At 59.3% G+C, this 26,459-nt stretch carries 31 protein-coding genes, 1 tRNA gene and 1 pseudogene; 15 read left to right on the top strand and 18 right to left on the bottom strand.

Going from position 1 to position 26,459, the window contains the following annotated elements:
- Positions 1-8 precede the first annotated feature (8 nt).
- The 8 genes from PMI35_RS26300 to PMI35_RS26335 all read left to right on the top strand — a co-directional run bounded on the left by PMI35_RS26300 (position 9) and on the right by PMI35_RS26335 (position 4,295).
- A complete protein-coding gene (locus PMI35_RS26300) occupies positions 9-284 on the top strand; it encodes a hypothetical protein (protein WP_008056012.1) in 276 nt (91 codons plus the stop codon).
- Positions 281-664 (top strand): hypothetical protein, encoded by a 384-nt coding sequence (locus tag PMI35_RS26305; RefSeq protein WP_008056010.1) that lies wholly within the window; start codon positions 281-283, stop codon positions 662-664. Before PMI35_RS26300 ends, PMI35_RS26305 begins: the two co-directional genes overlap by 4 nt.
- Positions 661-903, top strand: coding sequence for a pyocin activator PrtN family protein (locus PMI35_RS26310; RefSeq protein WP_008056008.1), 243 nt, complete (start codon positions 661-663; stop codon positions 901-903). The genes PMI35_RS26305 and PMI35_RS26310 overlap by 4 nt, the downstream gene beginning before the upstream one ends.
- A 59-nt stretch (positions 904-962) precedes the next feature.
- Complete coding sequence (locus PMI35_RS26315; protein ID WP_008056006.1) at positions 963-1,313, top strand: hypothetical protein; 351 nt, start codon at positions 963-965, stop codon at positions 1,311-1,313.
- A 40-nt stretch (positions 1,314-1,353) separates the two neighbouring features.
- Positions 1,354-2,166 carry a DUF2303 family protein gene (locus PMI35_RS26320; protein WP_008056005.1) on the top strand — a complete coding sequence of 271 codons (813 nt, stop codon included), beginning with the start codon at positions 1,354-1,356 and terminating at the stop codon, positions 2,164-2,166.
- A gap of 74 nt (positions 2,167-2,240) precedes the next feature.
- Positions 2,241-2,699, top strand: a complete 459-nt coding sequence (locus tag PMI35_RS26325; protein ID WP_008056002.1) for a hypothetical protein — start codon at positions 2,241-2,243, stop codon at positions 2,697-2,699.
- A 166-nt stretch (positions 2,700-2,865) separates the two neighbouring features.
- Positions 2,866-3,081, top strand: coding sequence for an excisionase family protein (gene xisR, locus PMI35_RS26330; RefSeq protein ID WP_008055999.1), 216 nt, complete (start codon positions 2,866-2,868; stop codon positions 3,079-3,081).
- Positions 3,078-4,295: an Arm DNA-binding domain-containing protein gene (locus PMI35_RS26335; protein WP_008055997.1), complete on the top strand. Its 1,218-nt coding sequence runs from the start codon at positions 3,078-3,080 to the stop codon at positions 4,293-4,295. Before xisR ends, PMI35_RS26335 begins: the two co-directional genes overlap by 4 nt.
- A gap of 179 nt (positions 4,296-4,474) precedes the next feature.
- Here the strand turns inward: PMI35_RS26335 and PMI35_RS26340 are convergent, their stop codons facing one another.
- The 8 genes from PMI35_RS26340 to dapA all read right to left on the bottom strand — a co-directional run bounded on the left by PMI35_RS26340 (position 4,475) and on the right by dapA (position 10,477).
- The gene (locus PMI35_RS26340; RefSeq protein ID WP_008055995.1) at positions 4,475-4,885 is read right to left on the bottom strand and encodes a hypothetical protein; all 411 of its coding nucleotides are present in this window, start codon (positions 4,883-4,885) and stop codon (positions 4,475-4,477) included.
- A 273-nt stretch (positions 4,886-5,158) separates the two neighbouring features.
- Positions 5,159-6,055 (bottom strand): SDH family Clp fold serine proteinase, encoded by an 897-nt coding sequence (locus PMI35_RS26345; protein WP_008055994.1) that lies wholly within the window; start codon positions 6,053-6,055, stop codon positions 5,159-5,161.
- A gap of 53 nt (positions 6,056-6,108) precedes the next feature.
- A complete protein-coding gene (locus PMI35_RS26350; protein ID WP_008055993.1) occupies positions 6,109-6,303 on the bottom strand; it encodes a hypothetical protein in 195 nt (64 codons plus the stop codon).
- 484 nt (positions 6,304-6,787) lie between these two features.
- Positions 6,788-6,877 (bottom strand) — tRNA-Ser (locus PMI35_RS26355).
- 83 nt (positions 6,878-6,960) lie between these two features.
- Positions 6,961-7,674, bottom strand: a complete 714-nt coding sequence (gene purC, locus PMI35_RS26360; RefSeq protein WP_008055992.1) for a phosphoribosylaminoimidazolesuccinocarboxamide synthase — start codon at positions 7,672-7,674, stop codon at positions 6,961-6,963.
- Positions 7,675-7,702: 28 nt separating this feature from the next.
- Positions 7,703-8,461, bottom strand: coding sequence for an MBL fold metallo-hydrolase (locus PMI35_RS26365; RefSeq protein ID WP_008055991.1), 759 nt, complete (start codon positions 8,459-8,461; stop codon positions 7,703-7,705).
- 4 nt (positions 8,462-8,465) lie between these two features.
- Complete coding sequence (gene bamC / locus PMI35_RS26370) at positions 8,466-9,581, bottom strand: outer membrane protein assembly factor BamC (protein ID WP_008055990.1); 1,116 nt, start codon at positions 9,579-9,581, stop codon at positions 8,466-8,468.
- A gap of 17 nt (positions 9,582-9,598) precedes the next feature.
- Positions 9,599-10,477, bottom strand: coding sequence for a 4-hydroxy-tetrahydrodipicolinate synthase (gene dapA / locus PMI35_RS26375; protein WP_008055982.1), 879 nt, complete (start codon positions 10,475-10,477; stop codon positions 9,599-9,601).
- Positions 10,478-10,807: 330 nt separating this feature from the next.
- Here dapA and PMI35_RS26380 point away from each other — a divergent pair, with 330 nt between their 5' ends.
- Both PMI35_RS26380 and PMI35_RS26385 read left to right on the top strand, forming a co-directional pair.
- Complete coding sequence (locus PMI35_RS26380) at positions 10,808-11,368, top strand: glycine cleavage system protein R (protein WP_008055980.1); 561 nt, start codon at positions 10,808-10,810, stop codon at positions 11,366-11,368.
- A gap of 11 nt (positions 11,369-11,379) precedes the next feature.
- The gene (locus PMI35_RS26385; RefSeq protein WP_008055978.1) at positions 11,380-11,853 is read left to right on the top strand and encodes a peroxiredoxin; all 474 of its coding nucleotides are present in this window, start codon (positions 11,380-11,382) and stop codon (positions 11,851-11,853) included.
- Between the two features lie 145 nt (positions 11,854-11,998).
- On the opposite strand, the gene PMI35_RS26390 is transcribed toward PMI35_RS26385, so the two are convergent.
- Both PMI35_RS26390 and PMI35_RS26395 read right to left on the bottom strand, forming a co-directional pair.
- The gene (locus PMI35_RS26390) at positions 11,999-13,069 is read right to left on the bottom strand and encodes an AI-2E family transporter (protein ID WP_008055976.1); all 1,071 of its coding nucleotides are present in this window, start codon (positions 13,067-13,069) and stop codon (positions 11,999-12,001) included.
- A gap of 31 nt (positions 13,070-13,100) precedes the next feature.
- Positions 13,101-13,340, bottom strand: a complete 240-nt coding sequence (locus PMI35_RS26395; protein WP_008055974.1) for a sulfurtransferase TusA family protein — start codon at positions 13,338-13,340, stop codon at positions 13,101-13,103.
- A 98-nt stretch (positions 13,341-13,438) separates the two neighbouring features.
- Here PMI35_RS26395 and PMI35_RS26400 point away from each other — a divergent pair, with 98 nt between their 5' ends.
- The gene (locus tag PMI35_RS26400) at positions 13,439-14,872 is read left to right on the top strand and encodes a M48 family metallopeptidase (protein ID WP_008055973.1); all 1,434 of its coding nucleotides are present in this window, start codon (positions 13,439-13,441) and stop codon (positions 14,870-14,872) included.
- Positions 14,873-14,936: 64 nt separating this feature from the next.
- Here the strand turns inward: PMI35_RS26400 and PMI35_RS26405 are convergent, their stop codons facing one another.
- From PMI35_RS26405 to rpoE, 4 genes are all read right to left on the bottom strand, one after another.
- Positions 14,937-16,364 carry a DegQ family serine endoprotease gene (locus tag PMI35_RS26405; protein WP_008055972.1) on the bottom strand — a complete coding sequence of 476 codons (1,428 nt, stop codon included), beginning with the start codon at positions 16,362-16,364 and terminating at the stop codon, positions 14,937-14,939.
- Positions 16,365-16,542: 178 nt separating this feature from the next.
- Positions 16,543-17,502 (bottom strand): MucB/RseB C-terminal domain-containing protein, encoded by a 960-nt coding sequence (locus PMI35_RS26410; RefSeq protein WP_008055971.1) that lies wholly within the window; start codon positions 17,500-17,502, stop codon positions 16,543-16,545.
- 8 nt (positions 17,503-17,510) lie between these two features.
- Complete coding sequence (locus PMI35_RS26415; RefSeq protein ID WP_008055970.1) at positions 17,511-18,098, bottom strand: sigma-E factor negative regulatory protein; 588 nt, start codon at positions 18,096-18,098, stop codon at positions 17,511-17,513.
- Positions 18,099-18,129: 31 nt separating this feature from the next.
- A complete protein-coding gene (rpoE, locus tag PMI35_RS26420; RefSeq protein ID WP_003172477.1) occupies positions 18,130-18,711 on the bottom strand; it encodes an RNA polymerase sigma factor RpoE in 582 nt (193 codons plus the stop codon).
- Between the two features lie 556 nt (positions 18,712-19,267).
- On the opposite strand from rpoE, the gene nadB reads away from it, so the two are divergent.
- On the top strand, positions 19,268-20,884 hold the full coding sequence (gene nadB / locus PMI35_RS26425) for an L-aspartate oxidase (protein ID WP_008055969.1): 1,617 nt from the start codon (positions 19,268-19,270) through the stop codon (positions 20,882-20,884).
- On the opposite strand, the gene PMI35_RS0132330 is transcribed toward nadB, so the two are convergent.
- Entirely contained in the window at positions 20,853-21,305 is a 453-nt protein-coding gene (locus tag PMI35_RS0132330) for a protein YgfX (protein ID WP_032831416.1), read from the bottom strand. The genes nadB and PMI35_RS0132330 overlap by 32 nt on opposite strands.
- Positions 21,289-21,543, bottom strand: coding sequence for an FAD assembly factor SdhE (locus tag PMI35_RS26430; RefSeq protein ID WP_007898624.1), 255 nt, complete (start codon positions 21,541-21,543; stop codon positions 21,289-21,291). The genes PMI35_RS0132330 and PMI35_RS26430 overlap by 17 nt, the downstream gene beginning before the upstream one ends.
- A gap of 149 nt (positions 21,544-21,692) precedes the next feature.
- Here PMI35_RS26430 and ygfZ point away from each other — a divergent pair, with 149 nt between their 5' ends.
- Both ygfZ and PMI35_RS26440 read left to right on the top strand, forming a co-directional pair.
- Positions 21,693-22,634 (top strand): CAF17-like 4Fe-4S cluster assembly/insertion protein YgfZ, encoded by a 942-nt coding sequence (gene ygfZ / locus PMI35_RS26435; protein ID WP_008055968.1) that lies wholly within the window; start codon positions 21,693-21,695, stop codon positions 22,632-22,634.
- 27 nt (positions 22,635-22,661) lie between these two features.
- Positions 22,662-23,483, top strand: coding sequence for an HDOD domain-containing protein (locus tag PMI35_RS26440; RefSeq protein WP_008055967.1), 822 nt, complete (start codon positions 22,662-22,664; stop codon positions 23,481-23,483).
- A gap of 114 nt (positions 23,484-23,597) precedes the next feature.
- Here PMI35_RS26440 and PMI35_RS26445 read toward each other — a convergent pair whose 3' ends face one another.
- Both PMI35_RS26445 and PMI35_RS26450 read right to left on the bottom strand, forming a co-directional pair.
- Positions 23,598-24,986 (bottom strand): sensor histidine kinase, encoded by a 1,389-nt coding sequence (locus tag PMI35_RS26445; protein ID WP_008055966.1) that lies wholly within the window; start codon positions 24,984-24,986, stop codon positions 23,598-23,600.
- Positions 24,979-25,650, bottom strand: coding sequence for a response regulator (locus PMI35_RS26450; RefSeq protein WP_008055965.1), 672 nt, complete (start codon positions 25,648-25,650; stop codon positions 24,979-24,981). The genes PMI35_RS26445 and PMI35_RS26450 overlap by 8 nt, the downstream gene beginning before the upstream one ends.
- 438 nt (positions 25,651-26,088) lie before the next feature.
- Between PMI35_RS26450 and PMI35_RS26455 the strand changes: the two are divergent.
- Positions 26,089-26,459, top strand: a pseudogene (locus PMI35_RS26455) (tripartite tricarboxylate transporter substrate binding protein); the annotation flags it as partial.

Genomic DNA, 26,459 nt, shown 5'->3' with positions numbered 1-26,459 from the left:
ACAGCGCCATGAACCGCACCCTGGACCAAACCGCCGCAGTGCTCGGCATCAAGCCCCGCGCCTTCCGCACCAGGTTGCGGGAGCTGGGCATCTTGAACAGCAGCGGTGACCTCGCCAGTCAGTATCGCGACCAAGGCCGTCTGTACTCAGACCCCCGCGTCCGCTGGAACCCCACGATAGGCAAACCGGTTCACTACGCCGTAGTGATGGTGAAAGAACCCGGGGTGGAATGGCTGGCAAAGAAGCTGGGCATCACCATTACGAACAAGGACGCCGCCGCATGAAAACCAATCAAGCCAACGCCTACACCCAAGCCCTCGGCGCCCTGAAGTTGATCCCGATCTTCCTCAACTGCCCCGGTGTCATCAGCCGCGCTACGCTGATCGGCGCCTCGACGGAAGCCGTCCAGTTGCTGGAAAGCATGCCGGTGCTGAGTACCGATCTGGCGGAGGTATTTCGCTGCGTCAACAACGTCATTCAAGACGGACAAGTGGCCTACGTCACTCCCACTAACTCGCCGGAATACCCATTCGGTGCCGTGGTGGCTGATGCCAAAGGCCAAATCTGCGCCGCCGCGATGGGCAAAAGCAAGGAAGGGCTGGCCGAATTGATCCGCCTCAAGCTGGTGCCCCGATCGGAGGGGTTCGGGGAGGAAGCCGCATGAGCAACACCCTCGACCTGCTTCGCAAACAGTTCGCCACACCCTGCCCGTCATTGACGGCAGTCCGAGAACATTACTTCACACACATCCGGACCGACCGCTACCTGCTGGAGGAGATCAAGGCCGGCCGGATCGCCTTGGTCGTCAAGCGGCTGCACAACTCGGCACGGGCGAAGCGCGTGGTTTACCTGCACGACTTGGCCGACTTCCTCGACGCCCAAGCTGCGAAGCAAGCGGCCTGATTCATCGGTGGCCCCTGCCGTACAGGGGCAAACAACTCGCACTCAATGAGGCACAGCACATGAAACCAACAGACACAGCCGAATTCATCGGCGAACTCAACGCGGGTGTCTTCGCGAACCAGATCGGTCACGCCCTTTCTGAAGTTGCATCGGGCGTTGTCGACAACGGCAAGGTCGGCTCCGTCACGCTCACCTTCACGCTTAAACAAATTGCCGACAGCCACCAGGTAACGGTCAACCACAAGCTCGCCTACAAGGTGCCAACCAAACGTGGCAGCCGCACCGAAGACACAACCCTCGACACGCCGATGCATGTCAACGAGGGCGGGCGCCTCACCTTGTTTGCCGAAGCTCCTCGCGCGGGCCAGCTGTTCAACCGAGACGCCGCGCCAATTCACGCGAAGTCCTAACCCCTCTATCCATGCCTCTCACCAGAAGGAAAACGATCCAATGGAAGCCAAAGCAATTCAGTTGATTCAAGACACCGCCGTACTGGCCTATGCCAAGCCGCTGAGCACCTTCACTCCGGCGCTGGTGCTGCCGTCTGATCAGAAGATCCACAGCATCGAGAAGTTTCAAGCCGCTCGCAGTCGCTTCCGCGGTGCACTCACCACCCACTCATTGCTGGACTTCGGCAACTACGTGATGGAGCAAAGCGCCGATACCGTCGCATCTGGATTTGTCGACGCAGAAGCCATGTCGTGCACCGTAATTTTCAACCTTGGCAGCACCAAAGAACCAGGGCACGGCGACTTCACCGCCACCCTCAACCTGAGAAAAACTGCCGCCTTCCGAGCGCTCGAGCGAGCTGCCACCATCCAATTCGCGCAGAAAGACCTGAGCGACTGGATTGAGGATTGGGCGTCGAACCTCCAAGCCCTTGGAGCGGACGATAGCCACATCGATCTGCGCAAAGCTGCGAGCGCGATCCGCTCTATCAGCATCGAGCAAGCACGCAAGAGCGAACATGTCGTTGGCGACCTGAGCGCATCCCGTTCGGCGATGGATCAGATCGAAGCCAAATCCTCCGAAGGCCTGCCAGCCGAATTCCTATTCACCGTCGAGCCATACGAAGGGCTGAAGGTCCAGATCATCCGACTTCGTGTTGCTGTCCTCACCGGCGGTGACAAGCCCCTGCTGCGCCTGCGATGGATTGGCGAAGAGCAGCTGCGCGAGGACCTCGCACAAGAATTCAAGGATGTCGTTCAGCAGGAAGTCGGCGGCGGCGCGAAGTTGACCATCGGCAGCTTCAACTTGGGCTAACCACCACTGCAACACCCCGCCGCCGGCCTCTCACCAATGATCCCAGCGGCGGGCTCTACCGAGGAACACAGCACATGCAAACACAACACCAGATCATCATCGCCATTTTCTCGGCCATTGGCCTTCTGTTGATGGCCTTCTTCATTCGTGAAGCAGTCCTGCGCTCACTCGCCCGCAGCTACAGCAGAGGTTTGGACGAGCGCAATGCCGTGCATTCGCTTCGCATTGAAGCTTTGAACACCGACATCGCCGATCTGAATCGTCTGCATCGCGCCGACCAACACCGGTTGGAGAAACTGGCTCGACAAGCGCGTGCTACGCACGCAACCCCGCTCCTCAAGAGCGACCACTTGGCCCTGCTAGAGATTGCCACCACCCTCAGGCTAGCCAAAGACACTTGGGATGCATTCCCGGGAACCGAGGCTTATCGCGTGAAAGCTATCAACCAGGCCCACTTCGTCGGCGCCCTGGCTTATCGCTTGCTGGATAGCATCAGTGCTGACGAACGCTTGGCGCTTAAGGATGCCGCATGACCGCCCTGCGCCGAACAGTCCGAATCCGCCGCGGCCAAATGCCCCCACTCGACTTACAAACGATCTGCGACAAGTGCAACAAGTCACGGGCACACGGCAACCACGAACAATGCAGCAAGCAGCGCCAGGCCGAGGGTATCGCCCGGCGCGCAGGGGAGAAACAACAATGAGCGGAGCAGAGAAACTCGACCTCCACATCACACCAGGCGCCTGGTTCCGCCAGGATCTGCTGTATCCAGTGTTCGGTCTGAGCACCGAAGCCGTCCGCAAGTACCGCACCCGCGGCCTCTGGCTTGAAGGCAAACACTGGCGCAAGGACCCAGCCAATGTGATCGTTTACAACCGTGCCGCCATTGAGCGCTGGATGGAAGGGAAACCATGACCGACAAGATGCCGACCGGCGTTGAGATGAACGGCAAGCAATTGCGCATATGGTTCATCTTCAACGGTCAACGGTGCCGGGAACCCTTGGAGGGGGTCTCGAAAGTAAACAAGGCCGCGATCGCCTACGCCGACAACAAGCGCCGCACCATCCTCGCGGAAATAAAAGAGGGCCGCTTCGACTATGCGGCCCACTTTCCGAACTCGCCCAGGGCTGCCATGTTCACAGGAACTGGCGGCCCTTCGCTAAAGCGCACCGTGAAAGAAGGCATTGATCGCTGGCTGGAGGTTCAGCGCGCGCTCAAAGCTTCAAGCACCGTCGTCAACTACATCAGCAAGGCTGTGCACTTCGAGAAGAAATTCGGCAAACGCCGGATCGTCGACATCAGCAAGAGCGACATCGAGTTGTTCCAAGCGCAGCTGCTCAAGCAAGGCCTCGCCCCGAAGACAGTGAACGACATCTTCACCGTCGTCCGCGGGGTCTGGGCTGATGCCTTCGGCGACGGCATCCTGAAAGCCAATCCGCTCGACCGGATCAGCAACGTCGGATCTGATGTCGACCTGGAGCATGCCGACCCTTTCAGTCGCACCGAGATCGACTTGATCGGCAACGCGGATCCCGACCGTCGAGCTGATGCCCGGATGATTGAGTTCAACTGCTGGGCCGGTCTGTCCCTGTCCGAGCTCATCGGGCTCGCCGTTGAAGACATCGATCTTGAAGCCGGCCTGGTACATGTCCGCCGGGCGTTGGTCGTTGGTGAATTCAAAGTCCCCAAAGAACGCTCCAGGGTTCGAGTCGTCGAGCTCATCGACCCAGCCCTCGAACTGATGCGCGACATTGTTGCCGTTGCCAAAGACGCCCCCACCGTGGAGATCACTGTCATCCAGCGCGACAACATCACCTCCAAGAAAATGAAAGTCAGGTTTCTTTTCCGTAGCTCGACTAGCGGCCTGCTCTGGAGTGGTAAGACGTTGAGCAACTGGTTTACCGCCCATCTGAAAAAAGCAGAGGTCAGACACCGCGGGGCGAACCAGTGTCGCCACACCTTTGCCAGCCAGATGCTGTCGAGCTACGTCCCGGTCGAATGGGTTGCTCGGCAACTGGGGCACGCCGATACAACGATGGTGAGAAAACATTACGGAAGGTGGATACCGAAAGACACCAAGAGCATGGCCGGTATCGTGTCAAAGATGCTTGGTTTTAGAACCGAATGAAATATGGGGCAGTTCCGCGTCGCGGTCGTGCCCTGCAACAAGCGAACTCGCTAAGCACAGAAGATCATACTCGTCTTAAGATGAAGTCATTTGCTTACGCTGCGCATTGAGAAAATCGGTCATCCCCTTCCTTGCTTTCTTGGCTTGACCTGGATACCGCCCAGTCAATAGCCGACACATCAGGGCGAAAAGGACACCATCCAGAAGAAAACCCCGATTGCGACGATCCACCAAGCATTGACTGCGTTCGATAGTGACTCAGTGAAGGTAAACCAAACTACGCCAACGAATGTTCCTACCTGGAGAAGCCATCCAAACCAATCCCAGGCAGCCCGCACTACACCACAGAGGTCAGAGAGTCGATTACTAAAGCGATCATTGCTAAAGCGCTCGGATGTCAGCGCAACGATCCTAGGGGAAAGTTTTTCGTCGTTAAGGTCCTCTTCAGCGACCCCGAGCGTTATCGCCAAGTCCTGCATAAATGCCCTGTTATTCCTGGTTGCCTCCCACGAGGAAATAAACAGTACGATCACACCAAACGCGATTGTCCCTATAACGGCGCCCACTATATGCAGTATCGCGATTAGCATTCAAAAACTCCTTTTCCCTGCTGTATTGAATCACTTCCTACACCGCTTCGCAGCCATTGGAAGAAATCATATCAAGTCGCCTGCACAAAGCATACGAGACGGCATAGAGCAGCCTGAAGCGGCCCGATAGATACATTTTCTGCCCTAAAAATGCCCTAAACAAAACCTCGGAAACGAAAAAGCCCCCGTAATCATCAATGATTACGGGGGCTTCGTCTTGTTCAATAATGGCGGAGAGATAGGGATTTAACTCTCGGAGCCCTTCAGTTCAACTCATTGAGCCAAGAGGGCTGTGCAGGCACCCTCATGGTTTTCAATGATTTTACCGGCCTGAGAGTTTGCAAACGTGTGCATATAGGCATGGTGCACAGTTAGTACCAGCTCTTGCAGATCCTGGTCATCCTCAAGCTTCTCGACTTTCAGTCCAAAACCTATTGCATCTTCGATGTGGAAATGGCGCGAGTGAGTCTTAGTGCCAGCATGATCATTGAGTGCTGCGACAATGCGATCAGCTTTGTCCACCGCCTGAGGATCGTCACTGAACATACCGGTAATCAGCCACCCCTTGACGATTGCCCCCGCCAGCTCGATCGCCTTCTCGCACTCACCCAAAAATGATGGATGGTATTTGCTAACTACCGTTTGCCAGATCGGGGTCGTTGCGGGGTCAGCCTTAACGGCCTCGATCGCCTTCTCAAACTCTTCTAGGACACCGTACGCTGGGATACCACCGAACTGAGGGTCGAAAGGCCCTATGTTCGATTGCTTACCCATCACAATCGGAGAGCAGGCGCATGCGATCATCGTTCCCGCGGACATGGAAATCTGAGGAATTATCGCCCGAATGTTCGTCCCGAACATTTGGCGTAGGTAATGAACTATCGACTCAGCCGCCGATAAGTCACCACCAGGTGTGTGAAGTATCAAGTCCAACCCGCGGTCGCGGTCAAGGCCATGGATAGCATTCATCAAGCCATTCTTGTCATCATCATTGACGTGACCGAAAGCGTAGCCTGGCTTTTGGAGAAAGCCTGAATAGTAAGCGATGACATTGCGCTGCGTCTTCTGCTGCAGCAAGCCCAGATATTTTTTACGTACAATATCAATACCGCTATGACCACCTTGCTGGGCAACGATGATTTCTTCTAAAACTTGAGTCCAATTAGGCATGTCATCATCCATAAAAAAAGCCCGGAAAACCGGGCTTTCAAACAACAAGAATCTTACTTGTTGTCGACTTTCTTGATTACGTTATTCGCAGAAGTATTAGTGGAATAACTAACATTCACGTCGGTCAGAATCGAGCATTTTTTGAACTGACGAGCGTAGGCCATTGCACCAGGGTACTGAGTACCAGGGTGTGGGTTCACGCCTAAAAGTGCGAAACCGGCTTCGAAATCAGTGCGATTGGTCTGCATGCTCTGCTCCAGTGAAGCTCCCACCACGGGAACCCCGAAAAATTGGGTCGGTATGCTAGCAAAACGATAGCCGTGTTGAAAGCTTACCCATCAAATCCATCGAAAAAGACGACGAACGTAAGTACGACCGTCATGTCCTCCGAAACGTTCCACGCCGTGGAACGTTTCGATAGGCAGAATGTAGCCGAAGCTGTGCCACTACGCCATAGTATTTTTTGCCACTAAACGAGGAATCAATAGGAATCCGAAAAGGCCGTCGCAAACCTAAATTGCATAGCGGCTACAGCGGCCCTGCAGTGCCCGTATTGGCACCATCTCCTCCAAATGCTATAGATAGGGCCCTACTTAGAATGAGCGGTCTGGCGCGTCCCACAGCGGCCCATGGAGGCCGTCATGTGCCCTAAATATGCCCTAAATAAATCGCCAGAAACGAAAAAGCCCCCGGAATCATCAATGATTACGGGGGCTTCGTCTTGTTCAATAATGGCGGAGAGATAGGGATTCGAACCCTAGGTACCGGTGAAGGTACAACGGATTTCGAATCCGTCCCATTCGGCCACTCTGGCATCTCTCCAACGGCGCGCATCATAACAACACTTTTGCCGAAAGCAAACCCTCTTTCGAAAATTTTTCTGTGCTATCAGATGCTTGCGTCGATTAAAGCGGTACGCCCAGACGATTGGCGACTTCTTCGTAGGCTTCGATGACGTCACCGAGGCCCTGGCGGAAGCGGTCCTTGTCCATTTTCTTCTTGGTGGCCTTGTCCCACAGGCGGCAGCCGTCCGGGCTGAATTCGTCGCCCAGGACGATGGAGCCGTCGTGGAACACGCCGAATTCCAGTTTGAAGTCGACCAGCAGCAGGCCGGCGTCGTCGAACAGTTTGCTCAGGACTTCGTTGACCTTGAGCGACAGCTCTTTCATGCGCGCCAGTTGCTCGGCAGTGCCCCAACCGAACGCCACGACGTGGGATTCATTGATGAACGGGTCGCCCTTGGCGTCGTCCTTCAGGAACAGTTCGAAGGTGTAGGGGTTCAGCTTCAAGCCTTCTTCAACGCCCAGGCGCTTGACCAGGCTGCCGGCGGCGTAGTTACGCACGACGCACTCGACCGGGATCATGTCGAGCTTCTTCACCAGGCATTCGTTGTCGCCCAGCAGTTTGTCGAACTGGGTCGGCACGCCGGCGGCTTCGAGTTTCTGCATGATGAAGGCATTGAACTTGTTGTTCACCATGCCTTTGCGGTCGAGCTGTTCGATGCGCTTGCCGTCGAACGCCGAAGTGTCGTTGCGAAACAGCAGGATCAAGCGGTTGGCGTCGTCGGTCTTGTAAACCGATTTGGCTTTGCCGCGGTACAGTTCTTCACGTTTTTCCATGATGGGCTCCGCTTGCTAAGTAGGTGGGCTAGACGATGTGTCGCCAGTCGAGCCCTGAATCTTGATCGGCCAGTTGCAGCCAGTCCGGGTCGCACCCGAGGGTGTCGACAAAACATTGCCGGGCCAGCCGCGGCAGGTTGTTCTTGCTGCTCAGATGGGCCAGGACCAGGTGTTGCAGGTCTTTCCAGCCCAGCTCGGACACCAGGAATGCCGCCTGATGGTTGTTCAAATGTCCCAGCTCACCGCCCACCCGTTGCTTGAGAAAGTACGGGTAATGACCGCGAGCCAGCATGTCCCGGCAATGGTTGGCCTCGATCATCAATGCATCGAGGTCGCGATAGCCGTCCAGCACCTTGTCGCAATACGAACCCAGGTCGGTCAGCAGGCCGAAGCGCCGCTCACCGTCACTGAAAACGTATTGCGTCGGCTCCTGCGCATCGTGGGCCACGGCAATGACACCAATGCTCAGGTCACCGATCTGCAGTTGTTCGCCACCGGCCAGGAAGCCCGCAGGCTCGACCGGCTTGCGCATCCCGCGCAGGGTCCCGCGACTGAGGTAGACAGGCAGATTGTAACGCCGAGACAGCAAACCCACGCCATGCACGTGGTCGGCATGTTCGTGGGTCACGAGTATCGCGCTCAGCTGCGCAGGGTCTACACCCAGGCGCAGCAAGCGTTTTTCGGTTTCCCGCAGGGAGAAACCACAATCCACCAGCACGTACGTATCAGCGCTGGCTATCAGCGTGCCATTCCCTTGGCTACCGCTGCCGAGAACGGCAAAACGCATGTGATCAGCCCAGGTTGTCCTGAATCACGCTCAACACTTTGCGCGCCACGTCAGCCGGCGCCACGGTGTTGATGTTCTTCTCCACGGTGACCTGGACGTTTTCGCCCACTTTGCTCAGGCGAACCTGATAGCGCTCGGCACGGGATTCGACTTCTTCCTTGCTCGGGGCACTGCCAAACAGGTTGCTGAAGAACCCGGGCTTGTCGTCCTTCTTCTCGGCTTTTTCAGCGAGGTTGATGTAGTACAGGCCCAGGCTGCGGTTGATGTCTTCAACGCGCCATTCGCCCTGTTCCAGCGCACGACCGACGCTCGACCAGGCACGATCCAGGTCGGTACCGACGTTCAGCACCGGGTTGCCGCTGCCGTCTTCGCTGAGGCTGACGCGGCTTGGCGCGTCGAAATCGCGAGAAGCCAGCATGGAGACCGAACCGCCCTTTTCGGAAATGCGGCTCATGCTCGCCAGCATGTCGTCGACCAGTGCCGCGTCCAGGCCGGTGTTGACCGAACGGTTGGTGAAGGCGACGTCGGCAGTGCTGCCAGCAGGACGCTCGGCGCTGACCACGTAGACTTCACTGGTGTTGCGTTGTACGCCCGGCTCGATACGCACCCGCACGCGGGTTTCGCTGTCGGTACTGACACCGGCGGCGCTCAGGCGCTTGGCCATGGCTGCGGACAGTTCGTCGGAACGCTGCCAGGTGGTGGTGAATTCGCCGGTTTGCGGGCGCTGCTCGTCCAGGCGGAAACCGTTGTCCTGGAAGAACTGCACGGCCACGGGCCAGACTTCAGCCGCGGGGTTCTGCGCCAGGATCGAGCGCGAATCGCCGCTCTTCTGCAGGGAGTAGGCACTGGCGTCGGCGGCGGCCGACAACGGCTGCGGACGAGGCACGACGTATTCGCCCTTGGCGGTGTCATCGGCGACGTTGCGCGGGATCGGCAACAGCGGATCCAGGCGCTTGGCGGTGGTGACATCTGGCGGCAATTGCATGGGTGCAGTCTGTTGCGCTTCCAGGTAATCGCTACCACGGTCACGGAAATAACCTTCCGGGCCCCAGACCCATCCACAGCCACTGGTGCTGGAGATGATCAAGGCAAGTGCGGAAAGTCCGGCCATTCGCTTCATGCGTTGTACTTCCTCAATTAAACCAGGACGCCGGACTGGCGCATGGCCTGCCGCAGCGGTTCGTGACATTCGGCGCTGAGCCAGGTGAGCGGCAGACGGATACCGTCCGGCATCAGGCCCATCTCATGCAGCGCCCATTTCACGGGAATTGGATTGGACTCGATAAACAGGGTTTTATTGAGTGGCATCAGCTTCTGGTGAATGGCGCGAGCCTTCTCGGCTTCGCCGTTCAGCGCGGCAATGCACAGGTCGGCCATGTCACGCGGGGCGACGTTGGCGGTCACCGAAATGTTGCCCTTGCCGCCCAGCAGGATCAGCTCGACAGCGGTAGCATCGTCACCGGAGATCACCAGGAAGTTGCTGTCGACACCGTCGATGATTGCCTTGGCGCGCTGCAGGTCGCCGGTGGCTTCCTTGATACCGATGATGTTCTTGACGGTCGACAGGCGGATCACGGTCTCGGCCAGCATGTCGCAGGCGGTGCGGCCTGGCACGTTGTAGAGGATCTGCGGGATGTCGACGGCTTCGGCGATCGCCTTGAAGTGCTGGTACAGGCCTTCCTGGGTCGGTTTGTTGTAGTACGGCGTGACCAGCAGGCAAGCATCGGCGCCCGCGGTCTTCGCATTGGTGGTCAGCTCGATCGCCTCGCGGGTCGAGTTGGCGCCGGTGCCGGCGATGACCGGAATGCGGCCGTTGACCTGCTTGACTACGCGACGGATCACTTCGATGTGTTCGCTCACATCAAGGGTGGCCGATTCACCTGTAGTGCCGACCGCCACGATGGCGTGGGTGCCGTTTTGCAGGTGAAAGTCCACCAGTTTGCTCAGGCTGTCCCAGTCGAGACGACCTTGTGCATCCATGGGTGTGACCAGTGCCACCATACTGCCCGCAATCATGCAACCGCTCCTGCCGGAAAAAGAGAGCCGTAATGGTACTGGCGCCAAGATGCTTGCACAAGCGAAGTACTGCGCTGCCGCCATTCCCCTTGGCGCCGCTTTTCGCTACCCTTCAGACTTTGATCGATACTGCTAAGCTCGTATTTCGGGTTCGCGCCTCCATTTTCGACATCTCAAGCCCCCGATCCAGCGTCGCCACCCCCGCTCCTGCCGCTCTGGAGCCACGTTGCGACCTTGTGCCCGGGGCTTTGATGATTCGCATGCGCAGGTTCGTTCCCGGCAAAACCAGCCGATAGAAGTACCGACCGCTCATCGCTTTAGGAATGCTGCATGTCCACCCCCACAGTTCGCGAACAATTCCTTGTCATCAGTGCCCTCGGCGCCAACCCCATGGAGCTGACTAACGTGCTGTGCCGCGCCAGCCATGAAAACCGCTGCGCCGTGGTCACTTCCCGCCTGACCCGTCATGGCGAGTGCAGTGCGCTGGTCCTCGAAATCTCCGGCAGCTGGGACGCCCTGGCTCGCCTGGAGGGCAGCCTGCCCACCCTGGCAAAACGACATGCCTTCACCGTCAACGTGGTGCGCAGCGCCGCCCTGGAGAACCGTCCCCAGGCCCTGCCCTACGTGGCCTATGTAAGCTCTGCCTACCGCTCGGACATCATCAACGAGCTGTGCCAGTTCTTCATGGACCACAATGTCGAACTGGAAAACCTGACCTGCGATACCTATCAGGCACCACAGACCGGCGGCACCATGCTCAATGCCACGTTTACCGTGACCTTGCCGGCCGGTGTGCAGATCAGCTGGCTGCGAGATCAGTTCCTGGACTTCGCCGACGCGCTGAACCTCGATGCCCTGATCGAACCGTGGCGCCCACAGAACCCAATGTAAGGAAGCATTTCATGGCCGTTGCACTCGACCAACCGGTTGCCGACTTCGAAGCACCCGCCACCAGTGGGCAAACCGTGCGCCTGGCGGACCTCAAGGGCAAGCAGGTAGTGATCTACTTCTACCCCAAGGACAGCACGCCGGGCTGCACCACCCAAGGCCAGGGCTTTCGCGACCAGCTGGACGCCTTCAAGGCCGCCAACACCGAAGTGTTTGGCGTGTCCCGCGACAGCCTGAAGTCCCACGAGAACTTCAAGGCCAAGCAGGCCTTCACCTTCGAGCTGATCAGCGACAAGGAAGAAGCGCTCTGCCAGCTGTTTGATGTGATCAAGCTGAAAAAGCTCTATGGAAAGGAATACATGGGCGTGGATCGCAGCACCTTTCTCATCGACAAGGACGGGGTGTTGCGTCAGGAATGGCGTGGCGTGAAGGTGCCGGGGCATGTGGATGCGGTTTTGGCGGCGGCTCAGGCGCTGAACAAGGCCTGATTTTACCGGGTGTCCATACGGACGCCATCACGAGCAGGCTCACTCCTACAATAGACCGCGTCCACTTGGACAACTCGGTCAACTGTAGGAGTGAGCCTGCTCGCGATGAGGCCTTGTAACTCACCGCACAACCCGGCAATGGCGATTAAAGCAACGGCGCCACGATCGGCTCCTTGCGCGGCCACGCATCCAGCACGGCCTTGAACAGCGTCGCCAGGGGAATCGCAAAGAACACCCCCCAGAAGCCCCACAGCCCACCAAACAGCAACACCGCGCAGATGATCGCCACCGGATGCAGGTTCACGGCTTCCGAGAACAACAGTGGCACCAGCACATTGCCGTCCAGCGTCTGGATAATCCCGTAGACCGCCATCAAATAGATGAACTGATCGCTCCAGCCCCACTGGAACAGCGCAATCAGGAACACCGGCACGGTCACCACCACCGCCCCGACGTAGGGCACGACCACCGAGATGCCCACCAGCAAGGCCAGCAGAGCCGCATAGTTGAGTTCCAGGACGACAAAGGCGATGTAGGTCACCCCGCCGCAAATGAAAATCTCGATGACCTTGCCACGGATGTAGTTGGCGATCTGCCGGTTCATCTCATGGGCGACGCGGGTGATCAGCGCCCGCTCACGGGGCAGGTAGCCGCGCACCCACTCGCCGATCATTTGCCGGTCCTTGAGAAAGAAGAACACCAGGATCGGCACCAGCACCAGGTAGATCATGATGTTGACCAGCAACGGCAGGCTCGACAGCGAAAACGTCAGCGCCCATTGGCCAAACTTGCCGATCTCGCCCCGCGCCACTTCAATGGCCCGCAGCACCTGCTCGTCGGACACCAGATGCGGATAGCGTTCCGGCAACAGCAACAACAGCGTCTGCCACTTGGCGAGCATGCCGGGCAATTCGTTGAACAAGGTGATCAGTTGATGCCAAAGCAAAGGCACCACGACCACGATGAACACCAGCAGCAACCCCATGAACAAGGCGAAGACCAGCCCCACCGCGACCCCGCCCGGCACGCGCACTCGCTCCAGGCTCACCACCAGGCCCTGCATCAGGTAGGCCAGCACCATCCCGGCCAGCACCGGCGCCAGCATGCCGCCCAGGGTCAGCACAGCGGTGAACGCCAGGAACAACAGGACCGCCAGAACCACGGCTTCTTCGTCGGAGAAGTAGCGCTGAATCCAGTCGCGCAACACTTTGAACATCAATATTCCTTAGGAACGAACGCAGCAGGTTTCAGGCTTTTTTCAACCAGTAACGGTAAATGCCCGCTTCATCTTCTTCATGAAGCAGCGTATGACCGGCCAATCGGGCAAAGGTGCGGAAATCACGCTGCGAACCCGCATCGGTGGCAATGACCTTGAGCACCGTGCCACTGGCCATCCGGTTGAGTTCCATCTTGGCCTTGAGCAACGGCAGCGGGCAATTGAGGCCACTGGCGTCGAGCTCTACGTCATGGGCTACAGCGTCGATCATTGCATCACTCCGGTCCGGGGGGTTGAGTTGCCTAGAATATCTGGTCGCAAGGCTGGTGTCCGGCTACAGTAAGCTCTTTGTCGACTAAGGCTTTGTGCATGACTTTTTTGCGCCCCACCCTGCTGACGCTCGCTTGCCTGCTCGCCTCACCGGGCTTCGCCGACGACTTGCCGTCACTCGGTGACGCCAGTTCTGCCATCGTCTCGCCGCAACAGGAGTATCAGCTGGGTCGCGCCTGGCTTGCCCTGTTGCGCAGCCAGGTAGCACAGCTCAACGACCCGCAGCTCAAGGATTACGTCGAATCCAGCGTCTACCGCCTGGTGGAGACCAGCCAGGTCAACGACCGGCGCCTGGAATTCATCCTGATCAACAGCCCACAACTCAACGCGTTTGCGGCGCCCGGCGGGATTGTCGGGGTCAACGGCGGCCTGTTCCTCAATGCGCAGACCGAAGGCGAATATGCCTCGGTACTGGCCCACGAATTGGCTCACTTGTCGCAGCGCCACTTTGCCCGTGGTGTCGAGGCCCAACAGCGCATGCAAGTACCGATGATGGCCGCGCTGCTAGCTGGCATCGTGATTGCGGCGGCCGGTGGCGGCGATGCCGGTATTGCGGCGATTGCAGGCACACAGGCGGCGGCCATCCAGGAACAGCGGCGGTTCTCTCGCCAGAACGAACAGGAAGCCGACCGCATCGGTCTCCTCAATCTGGAAAAGGCCGGCTACGACCCGCGCTCCATGCCAACCATGTTCGAACGCCTCGGGCGTCAGTACCGTTTCGACGCCAAGCCACCGGAATTTCTGCTAACTCACCCGGTGACCGAATCGCGGATCGCCGACACCCGCAACCGAGCCGAGCAGGCCCCTCAGGGTGGCATCGAAGACTCCCTGCGCTATCAGTTGATTCGGGCACGGGTTCAGCTGATCTATGAAGAAACCCCAGGCCTGGGCGCCAAGCGCTTTCGCGCCCAGCTGGAAGAAAACCCGAAAAACGATGTGGCGCGCTACGGCCTTGCGATTGCACAGATCAAGGGCGGCCAACTGAACGAAGCACGGGAAAACCTCAAGTTGCTGCTGGCCAAGGCGCCGAACGAGATCATCTACAACCTCGCCCAGGTCGATCTGGACATCACCAACAATCGCCTGCCGGATGCACAGTCCCGGGTTGACCGGATGCTGACGCAATACCCCGGCAATTACCCGCTGAACCAGGTACGCGTCGACCTGCTGCTGAAACAGAACCGCGCCGCCGATGCCGAGAAGGCCCTCGAAGGCCTGCTCAAATCGCGCCCGGACGATCCGGACGTGTGGTATCAGGTGGCCGAAACCCGCGGGCTGTCAGGCAACATCATCGGCCTGCACCAGGCGCGCGCCGAGTATTTCGCGCTGGTGGGCGACTACCGCCAGGCCATCCAGCAACTGGACTTTGCCAAGCGCAAGGCTGGCACCAATTTCCCGCTGTCCTCGCGAATCGATGCCCGCCAGCGCGAGCTGATAGAGCAGGAACGCATGATCAAGGACATGATGGGCTGACAGGTTTAGCCGCAAAAAAAAACCGCCTCTTTCGAGGCGGTTTTTCATTCAGCAGGCCAGCGGTTTATTCGGCCAGCTTGAAGGTGATGAAGCTCGCACGGTTCTGGCGCAGCACGCGCATCGACACCGAGCGATTCTTCGGCAACGCCTTGGCAATGTCCGTGAACTCCTTGGCCGAACCGATCGCCTGATTGTTCAGGTGAGTGATGATATCGCCTGGCTGCAGGCCGATCATCGAAGCAGGACCGTCCTGAACTTCCTTGATCACCACGCCGCCCTTGAGGTCGTAGGTTTTCTTCTGTTCGTCCGTCAACTCCACCACGGAGACGCCCAGGCGGTTGCTGCTGCGCTCGACGCTCGACTGCGCCAGGTCGTCCATCTCCTTGCCTTCTTCCGGGATAGCGCCAACCGTCAGCTCGACATTCTTGCGCTTGCCTTCGCGGATCACTTCCAGATTAGCCTTGGAGCCCGCCTTCAACGCGCCCACCAGGTGTGGCAGATCGGCGGACATGACGATCGGCTGACCATTCATGGTCAGGATCACATCACCCACTTGCAGCCCACCCTTGGCAGCCGGGCCGTCATCCTGGATCTGAGCGACCAGCGCACCGGCCGGCTTGTCCAGGCCGAACGATTCGGCCAGATCCTTGTTCACCTCCTGGATCACCACGCCCAACCAGCCACGGCTGACCTTGCCACCGCTTTTGAGCTGGTTGGAAACGTCCATCGCCACGTCGATAGGGATCGCGAACGATACGCCCATGAAGCCGCCGGAACGGGTGTAGATCTGCGAGTTGATCCCGACCACCTCACCATTGAGGTTGAACAGCGGCCCACCCGAGTTACCCGGATTGATCGGCACGTCGGTCTGGATGAACGGCACGTAGTTTTCATTCGGCAGGCTGCGACCGACGGCACTGACGATGCCTTGGGTCACGGTATGGTCAAAACCGAATGGCGAGCCGATTGCCACGACCCATTGTCCGGCTTTCAGATCCTGGGACTTGCCCAGCTTCAGGACCGGAAGATCCTTGGCGTCGACTTTCAGCAGCGCCACATCGGATCGCGGATCGGTGCCGATCAGCTTGGCCTTCATTTCACTGCGATCGGACAGACGCACGAGGATTTCGTCGGCATCGGCGATCACGTGATTATTGGTCAGGATGTAGCCGTCAGGCGAAATGATGAACCCCGAACCCAACGATTGCGCTTCGCGCTGACGGTCGCCACGGGGCGATCGAGGCTGCGGCGGCATGCCGCGCTCGAAAAACTCGCGCAGCATCGGCGGCAAGCCTTCGAGGTCTGGCATCTGCTGGCTCACCTTGCGGTCAGGCAGCTTTTGCGTGGTACTGATGTTCACCACCGCAGGCGAGGCCTGTTCGACCAGTTGCGTGAAGTCAGGCAATTCGACCGCTTGAACAGCGACCGCCTGACCGAGCACCAGCACGGTGGCAAAAATGGAGAGATAAGACTTCAAGCGTGGTATCGACATACGGCTCCCGTTACGACGAGCATGGTTAAGCGATATGGAGCAAGGAACACCGGGAACGATACGCCGGTATTTTTGTTCCGGGAACAACAAACAAGGCCAGAGCCGAGGGGCTCTGACCTATAAAAAATATTGGGGGGATTTGCAAATTGAAATGCTCACGAAACATTTCGATTTCACGTCACTGCTGGGTTGCAGTGGCGTCGGTGCGCATGGATAAGGCAATCCGTTCAGCGGTGCCGATCGGGATCTCGCCCACCACAGTCACCACCATCTCGCCTTGCGGGGTGCTCAAGCGCCGGGAAACGGCAGCGGTTGGACCTAGTTGAGTACGGGTGTCGGCGGCCCCGCCTCCACTCAAAGGCTCGAGGAACACTGAAAACCGCGCGAGGCCATCGTCATACATCAAGCTGTTGACCAGGGCCTTGGTCTCTGGATCCTTGCGGGCCGTACTGCTGGTCAGTTCGAAACCCGGTGGCAACCAGTCCGAATGCCAGACACGTGCTTCCTTGACCGTGGAAGCCTTGTCGCTGTCGAGCTTCACCGGCTTGCAGTCGGCGCCCGGCTGCAGGTCACTGTCGCTCGGGAGTGCAACGGGGTCGAGGCGAGTGAACTGGAAGCGCTCCAGCAGCCGCCCTTTGTCATCCAGCAGCAATGACTTGAGTGGCAGGCCGGTCTGTTGATCAAGATGCAGTTCAAAACCGTAGCGGTGCTGGTCACGCGGCGTCAGCGAGACGATCACGGCGGGGCGACCGGCCACGCGCGACTTGCCGATGACAGCAAGGTCATACCAATTCTTGAGCTTCTGGGGATCGAGTGCGCGAGCTGCGGAGTTGGAGGAATCCCCCAACCCTGCCATCAGGTTGCCGCTGACGCACTGAGTTTGACCATCAATGCGTACGACTTCCTGAGCGGAGCCGTCGAGCTGGATCAAGCGCTCGCGGACCTGGCCATCCTGGACGCGGTGCCAGATGTTGTGGGTAGAAAAACTACCGTTACGCTCGTAGACGAAAGTACCTTGAAAGCTTTGCTGCTGCTCGGCCTGGCCCAGACGGGTCAACCAGTCTTGAGCCTGATCGGCGTGGGCTGGAACAACGAACCAGCCACTGAGCAATAGCGTAAGTAGAGGTATGGCGCGCATGATCCTCCTTAACGGTTTTCCAGGCTTGCTGCACGAGCGTAAGGCAGAGCGCTCTCAGTACCTTTCAGTGCAGCCTGTTGAGCATGTTGGCGCAAGTAGCCTGGCAAACGCTGATCGTTCCAGCCTGGCTGACCTTGCAATACGCCATTGGCCATTGGGCCTGTGGCTTCCGAACTCTCATTGTAGCCTGCCAGAACAGCCGGGCCCTTGACTTGTGGAACAGCCAGGCCAGGTTGAGTGGATTGCTGCGCCAGTTCGACGCCAGCGATCTCGTCCTGGTTGTACAGGCGAACACCGGCCAGTACCGCCAGGGTAACCGAGGCGGCCACGGCCAGACGACCCAGGCTGCGCCATGGACCACGGGTGGCTTTTGCCGGTACGGCTTCGTCAGCCAATGCAGCAGAAACAGCCGCGGCAATATCCAGGCGTGGAAGCAGCAGGTCCTTGTGCATCACTGCCCGAGCGATCTGATAACGAGCCCAGGTTTCACGGGTTTCAACATCGTCGCAGGCATTCAATACCCGACGCAATTCCAATTCGTCCGCTTCGTTATCCATCACTGCGGACAGCGATTCCTGCAGGGCTTCACGACTCATGGCGTTCCTCTCTTGGCTGTCGCCGCTGTCTTTAGTTTTCCTGCAACAACGGCTGCAGGGCTTTATCGATGGCCTCCCGGGCGCGGAAAATCCGGGAGCGCACGGTACCCACCGGACATTGCATGACGCTCGCGATGTCCTCGTAACTCAGACCATCAAATTCACGTAAAGTTAAAGCCGTACGTAAATCTTCTGGCAGTTGCTGAATGGTTCGATGGACGGTGCCTTCGATCTCATCCCGCAGCAAAGCCCGTTCTGGCGACTCGAGATCCTTGAGGCCATGATCGCCATCGTAGAACTCTGCATCCTCGGAACTGACATCGCTATCCGGCGGCCGACGGCCGCGTGAAACCAGATAGTTCTTCGCCGTGTTGATGGCGATGCGGTAAAGCCACGTATAAAACGCGCTGTCTCCGCGAAAATTACCAAGTGCGCGATAGGCCTTGATAAAGGCTTCCTGCGCTACATCCTGGGCTTCATGGGTGTCGTGCACGAATCGCACGATCAACCCGAGAATTTTGTGCTGATATTTCAGCACTAGCAGATCGAACGCGCGCTTGTCGCCGCGTTGAACGCGTTCGACCAGCTGCTGATCCTCTTCCTGGGTTAGCATGAACACTCCTCGATAAGCTCGGAGGAGGCTTGCATTACTAAACGACCGGGCTTGCAAACATAGACTCGGGCTTTTCGCAAAAGTTCTCCCCCTCCAGGCAAGTTTCCTGCGGGCTCTGATTCGGCACGCACGAAAAACGCAGCGCGAGATTCCCCGGCTGCGCGAATAATCTTGTCATCGGTTTGACCGGCATGGATCCAACCGCGATCCAGCGATGAAACCGACACTGTCCCTTGAATCAGGCAACCGTCTATTGATCTTGGGCCTTTGGCAAAAGTTCAAATATTTATAGCTGCGCAGAACCGACATTGTGCAACCCTGAAGCGAAAAAGAGTGTTAAATCCACGATACAGTTCGCTTGGCGCCGAACCGGTGGTAAAAACATCCGACGAACCGTCAGCGGTTTTCCGTCACAGTAGTTTCACAATGCCATATCGGCTCGGCTATTGTGCCGCTCCCCCCCTCTATATACTAGTGGGCTGTGCGGCTGCCGGGCATGCCTGTCCAGATGTCTGGCGCCTACCCCAACCCGGGTCGCTTTGAGCGGAATCCTGAAATGAGCCAACAGTTTCAACACGATGTCCTGGTAATTGGCAGCGGTGCTGCCGGCTTGAGCCTTGCGCTGACCTTGCCCGGTCATTTGCGCATCGCCGTATTGAGTAAAGGCGACCTCGCCAATGGCTCGACGTTCTGGGCCCAGGGCGGGGTCGCCGCCGTTCTGGATGACACCGACACCGTCGAATCCCACGTCGATGACACCCTCAACGCCGGCGGCGGGTTGTGTCACGAAGACGCCGTGCGCTTCACCGTCGAGCACAGCAAAGAGGCCATCCAATGGCTGATCGACCAGGGCGTACCCTTCACCCGCGACGAACAGTCCGGCACCGAAGACGGCGGATTCGAATTCCACCTGACCCGTGAAGGCGGTCACAGCCATCGCCGCATCATCCATGCAGCCGACGCCACTGGCGCGGCGATTTTCCGAACCTTGCTCACCCAGGCCCAACAACGGCCCAACATCGAGTTGCTGGAGCAGCGGGTCGCGGTCGACCTGATTACCGAAAAGCGCCTGGGCCTTGAAGGGGATCGCTGCCTGGGTGCCTACGTGCTCAATCGCAGCACCGGGGAAGTCGACACCTACGGTGCGCGCTTCGTGATCCTTGCCACCGGCGGCGCAGCCAAGGTCTACCTCTATACCAGCAACCCCGATGGCGCCTGCGGTGATGGCATCGCCATGGCCTGGCGCTCGGGCTGCCGGGTGGCGAACCTGGAGTTCAACCAGTTCCACCCCACCTGCCTGTATCACCCGCAAGCCAAGAGCTTCCTGATCACCGAAGCCCTGCGCGGAGAAGGTGCGCACCTGAAGCTGCCCAACGGAGAACGCTTCATGCAGCGCTTCGACCCCCGGGCCGAACTGGCGCCACGGGACATCGTCGCCCGGGCCATCGACCATGAGATGAAGCGCCTGGGCGTCGACTGCGTGTACCTGGACATCAGCCACAAGTCCGAAGCGTTCATCAAGTCGCATTTCCCGACGATGTACGAACGCTGCCTGGAGTTTTCCATCGACATCACCAAGCAGCCGATCCCGGTGGTTCCGGCGGCGCACTACACCTGTGGCGGCGTCATGGTCGATCAACGGGGTCGCACCGATGTGCCGGGGCTGTACGCGATTGGTGAAACCAGCTTCACCGGCCTGCACGGTGCCAACCGCATGGCCAGCAACTCGTTGTTGGAGTGCTTCGTCTACGCCCGCTCGGCAGCGGCTGACATCCTGGAACAGTTGCCACAGGTGCCAGCACCTGCAGCCCTGCCCGTCTGGGACGCGAGCCAGGTTACTGATTCCGATGAGGACGTGATCATTGCGCACAACTGGGATGAGCTGCGGCGATTCATGTGGGACTACGTCGGCATCGTGCGCACCAGCAAACGCCTGCAACGGGCCCAGCACCGCGTGCGATTGCTGCTCGACGAAATCGACGAGTTCTACAGCAACTACAAGGTCAGCCGGGACTTGATCGAACTGCGCAACCTGGCCCAGGTGGCCGAACTGATGATTCGCTCAGCGATGGAGCGCAAGGAAAGTCGCGGCCTGCATTACACCCTCGATTATCCGCAGATGCTGCCGGTTGCCCTGGACACTATCCTGGTGCCGTCCACCTACGCCGAGTGAACTTGAGCCGCACCCGCAGGCGTCGGTGCACATCCGCCGCCTGCGAATCCCGGGGCACGCAAATGCTCCTGACGCGCCGCTCGCCCCGCACGCGAAAACGCAGCACCACCGCCAATGGCAGTGCCAGGCTGTCCGGACGCAGTTGCACCGCCTGCCATCCCCGCGCCTGATTCCACAGCTGCCAGCCATCGGCATCGCGACGCAAGCCGCAAAACGCTTGCGGGTGCGTCAACAGGATCTGCCGAGGCAATACCCATACGCCATGCAGCAGGCAGCAAAAAGCGCCAGGCAGGCTGGCCCAGAGCGGTATGGAAAGAAGAAACAGCGAACCCAGCGCGAACAGCTGGGCCACAAGATACACCGCCAGCAACTGCCGTGAGGCATGCCAGCGGCATTCGAACCCGTTATTTGGGCTGGACACGATCCAGGATCATGCGAACCATGCGCTGAAGCTCCGGATCTTCCGATTCGGCGCGTTCCATGAACCAGCCGAACATGTCCTGATCTTCGCATTCGAGCAGCCTGACGTAGCAGGCGCGATCAACTTCGTTGAGGTGCGGATAAACCTCTTTCACAAACGGCACCAGCAACACGTCAAGCTCAAGCATGCCGCGGCGGCTGTGCCAGTAGAGGCGATTCAGTTCAACATCTTCGACCATGGAGCGCTCCTCAAATAGGCCGCAAGTATACAGCCCCGCGCCTCATCGAACAGTCGGCTTTGGTCGGGCACCGACGATCCTTTGTGAACTACCCATTTCAAGGGCAGCCCCTTATCATGTCCGCCAGACTCTTTACCCTGCGATGACCCATGGCCGATTCTGCTTTTTTCTGCACGCTGTCCCATGAAGGTGTTTTGGCGGTCCGCGGTGCGGACGCCGGCAAATTCCTGCAAGGCCAACTGACCTGCAACCTCAATTACCTGAGCGACACCCGGGCCAGCCTCGGTGCGCGTTGCACGCAGAAAGGCCGGATGCAGTCGAGCTTCCGCATCCTGCTCGAAGGCGACGGCGTACTCCTGGCCATGGCCAGCGAGTTGCTCGAACCGCAGCTGGCGGACCTGAAAAAATACGCGGTGTTTTCCAAGTCCAAGCTGACCGATGAAAGCGCTGCCTGGGTCCGTTTCGGCATCGAGCAGGGCGACGGGGCCTTGAAAAGCCTCGGTCTTGAACTGCCGGCAGACACAGACAGCGTCGTGCGTAATGACGGTTTGATCGCCATTCGCGTCTCGCCCGGCCGAGCCGAGCTGTGGGTGGCCGCCGACCAAGCCGATGGCATCAAGAGCCAGCTGTCCGCCCTGCTGCGTGAAGGTGAGCTCAATCAATGGCTACTGGGTCAGGTGCGTGCCGGGATCGGCCAGGTGATGCCCAGCACCCGTGAGCTGTTCATCCCGCAGATGCTCAATCTGCAGGCCGTCGGTGGCGTGAGTTTCAAGAAAGGCTGCTATACCGGCCAGGAAATCGTCGCGCGCATGCAGTACCTGGGCAAACTCAAGCGCCGCCTGTATCGCCTGCAAATGGATGGCGGCGAACTGCCGGAACCCGGCACCCAGCTGTTTGCCCCCAGTCACGGCAGCTCGATCGGTGAAGTGGTGCTGGCCGCCAATGCCGCCAGCCACATCGAACTGTTGGCGGTGTTGCAAGCCGAAGCAGCAGAAGCCGGCGACATCCATCTGGGCGCACTCGACGGCCCGGCCCTGCACCTGCTCGACCTGCCGTACCAACTGGACCGCGATCGCGAAATCCAGCGTTAACCGCATGGCAACACCTAGAGAAGCGTAATGAGTGAGCTGGCGGAAAGGGTCCAACAGGATTTGGTTGAGGCCATCGATAACGATGACCTGGTTCTGCCAACGTTACCGGAAGTGGCCTTGCAGATTCGCAAGGCCGCCGAAAATCCGGAAATAAGCATCGGTAGCTTGAGCAAAGTGATTGGCCGCGATGCCGCGCTGTCGGCGCGGCTGATCAAGGTGGTCAATAGCCCACTGCTGCGCGCGGCGCAGGAAGTCACCGATTTGCACACGGCGATCACGCGCCTGGGCATCAACTACAGCAGTAACCTGGCCATCGGCCTGGTCATGGAACAGATTTTCCATGCCCGTTCCACGGTGGTGGAACAGAAAATGCGCGAAGTCTGGCGCAAAAGCCTGGAAATCGCCGGTGTCAGCTATGCGCTGTGCCGCAACTACACCCAGCTCAAGCCGGATAAGGCGGCCCTTGGCGGACTGGTGCACCAGATCGGGGTATTGCCGATCCTGACGTACGCCGAAGACCACTATGAACTGTTGTCCGATCCGGTCAGCCTCAACCATGTGATCGAGCGCATTCACCCGTTGCTCGGCGACAAGCTGCTCAGGGTTTGGGAGTTTCCGGACATGCTGGTGCAGGTGCCCAGGCTGTACCTGAATTTCAAGCGACAGTCCGGGCAGATCGATTACGTCGACCTGGTGCAGGTGGCCAGCCTGTATTGCTACAAAGACACCGATCATCCGATCTCGCGGATCGATCCTTTCAGCGTCCCGGCGTTCATCAAGCTGGGGATCGATCCGGACAACAAGGCGATGTGTGCCGATGTGGAAGAAACGCGGTTGATGTTTTATTGATCCAAGACCGCGTCGCCCAAATCGCCAGCAGGCTGGCTCCCACAGGGATTTGTGGCGTGACAAAGATCCAATGTGGGAGCCAGCCTGCTGGCGATAGGGCCAGAACAGACACCATCAATCCCCGGCAATAAAACTCACCCGCACCTTCAACCCCGCCCGCTCGCCATCATGCAGGCTGATCTGCGCCAGGTGCGCGCGGCAGATCTCACCGACGATCGCCAACCCCAGCCCCGAACCGGCCACCTGCTGATTACGCCGGTAAAAGCGCTCGAACACCCGATCACGCTCATCAAGGGGAATGCCTGGACCGTCGTCCTCGACCTCCAGCACCGCCGGGGCCGAAACCCGCAAGATCACGTTACCCCCCGCAGGTGTATGTGCCAGCGCGTTATCCACCAGGTTGCTCAGCAGTTCGTTGAGCAGCGTCGGTTCGCCGCGCAACCAGACCGGCTCGTCAGCCTCCAGCGCCAGGGCCACGCCGCGCTTATGGGCCAGCGGTGCCATGGCCATGCCCAGTTCACGCGCCAGCTGACTGAGGTCGAGCAATTGCGCGCCGCCCTCGGCAATCGCCCTGGCGCCGTTTTCCACCCGGGCCAGGGAGAGCAATTGATTGGCCAGGTGGGTCAGGCGATCAGTGCCCTGGGCAGCGGTTTCCAGTGTGCTGCGCCAGGTTTGCGGTTCGCTCGAACGCAAGCCCAATTCCAGCCGGGCCTTGAGTGCCGCCAACGGCGTGCGCAATTCGTGGGCGGCATCGGCGATGAATTGCGCCTGCTTCTCGAACTGCCCGCGCAGACGCTCGGTGAAATGATTGAGCGCACGCACCAGTGGCCACAACTCGCGTTGCACTTCCACCAGGGGCAACGGCCGCAGGTCGTCCGGCTGGCGCTCCTCCACTGCCGTACGCAAACGCTCCAGCGGGCGCAGCGCGGCACTGACCGCAAACCAGACGATCATCAGTGCCCCGACCGCGAGCATGCCCAGACGCAACAAGGTATCGCCGGCCAGGCTGCGGGCCATGCTGACGCGAGCCTCATCGGTCTCCGCCACGCGGATTTCCGCCATGCCATTCATGTTCGGCTCGCTGACCGCCTTGAGCAGGCTGACCACGCGCACGTTCTGCCCCTGGTAAGTCGCGTTGTAGAAACGCGCCAGCGCCGGGTAGTTGTCGGTGCGCGGTGTACCGGGTGGCGGCGCCGGCAGATTTTCATAGCCGGAGATCAGCTTCTGATTGATGTCGTTGACCAGGTAGAAAATCCGCCCCGCACTGTCGTAGGCGAACGTATCGAGGGCCACGTAGGGCACGTCCAGGCTGAGGCTGCCATCACGCTCGGACAGGCCGGCGGCAATGGTCCGCGCCGAGGCCAGCAACGTGCGGTCATAGGCCGTGTCGGCCGCTTCGCGACCGTTCCAGTAAGCGCTCAAGCCACTGGCCAGCATCAACACCACCAGCAACAGCGCCAGGTTCCACAGCAACCGCCAACGCAGGCTGCTGGCCTTATGCATCACGGCTTTCCAGCAGATAACCGAGACCGCGGAACGTCACGATGGCCACCGGATGGCCGTCGAGTTTCTTGCGCAAGCGGTGTACGTAGATTTCGATGGCGTCGGGACTGGCCTCTTCGTCCAGGCCGAAGACCTGTGAAGCCAGTTGTTCCTTGCTCATCACCCGGCCGGGACGGGCGATCAAGGCTTCGAGTACCGCCTGCTCGCGGGAGGTCAGGGTCAGCAGTTCCTCACCGAGGGTGAAGCGCCGGGTCTCCAGGTCGTAGGCCAGCACACCACAGCGCTGCAGGCGCTCGCCACCCAACACACTGCGGCGCAGCAAGGCCTTGACCCGGGCTTCAAGCTCGGTGAGTTCGAAAGGCTTGGCCAGGTAGTCGTCGGCACCCAGGTTCAGGCCATGGACCCGGTCCTTGACGTCGCTGCGGGCGGTCAGCATCAACACTGGAAGATTCTTGCCCCGGGCACGCAGGCGCGCCAGCACTTCGAAACCATCCATGCGCGGCAGGCCGACGTCGAGAATCGCCATGGCGTACTCCTCGCTGCCCAGCGCCAGGTCGGCCGCGACGCCGTCGTGCAGCACATCCACGGTCAAGCCGGTGCTCTTGAGCGCCTGGGCGACACTTTCGGCGAGCTGCAGATGGTCTTCGACGAGCAGGACACGCATGGATCATTACCTCGTTCAGGGACGGTCGACGCCATTGTTTGGCGCGGAGTTTACAGCGGCATCCGCCGCTGTGAAGTCCGAAAAACCGTGAAAGCCCGATGAAAGGTTAGCGAAAGGTTGAGTGGTTAGAGTCAGGTTACGGGATGTTTCGACCTGACATTCCAACCCTTGTCTGCACCTGCTGTGAAATGTAGCTCCCGAAAAACGCCATGAAGCGTTTTCGCCAATAAGAACAATAACCGAGGTACTGCACCATGCTGTCCATACAGCTCCAGGCTTGCCCACATCGCCCTTCCCTGCAACTCCCGTCGTTTATGCATGCCAGCGACGAAGCCGATTGCTCGTCGTTCAATCCCAGCGGATTTGAATGCCCCAGCACCGCGCGAAATCGTCGCACCTGAATCATCCCGAAAAACAAAAACTCCTGTGGAGACAAAAATGAATCGTTCACTGCGCCGTTTCGCCCTCGCCGCCAGCTGCGTGCTGTTTGCCGGCCACCTGATGGCCGAGCCCAAACGCCCGGAATGCATCGCCCCCGCCTCGCCCGGCGGTGGTTTCGACCTGACCTGCAAACTGGCGCAAAGCGCGCTGATCAACGAAAAACTGCTGACCAAACCGATGCGCGTGACCTACATGCCCGGCGGTGTCGGCGCGGTGGCTTACAACGCAGTCGTCGCCCAGCGCCCGGCGGATGCCGGCACGCTGGTGGCCTGGTCCAGCGGTTCGCTGCTGAACCTGGCCCAGGGCAAGTTCGGCCGTTTCGATGAAAACAACGTGCGCTGGCTGGCCGCCGTTGGCACCAGCTACGG

It is taken from the genome of Pseudomonas sp. GM78, from assembly GCF_000282475.1.
Lineage (GTDB): Bacteria > Pseudomonadota > Gammaproteobacteria > Pseudomonadales > Pseudomonadaceae > Aquipseudomonas.
Note: the sequence above shows the minus strand (reverse complement) of the source record. Positions and strands in the feature narration are given on the sequence as shown.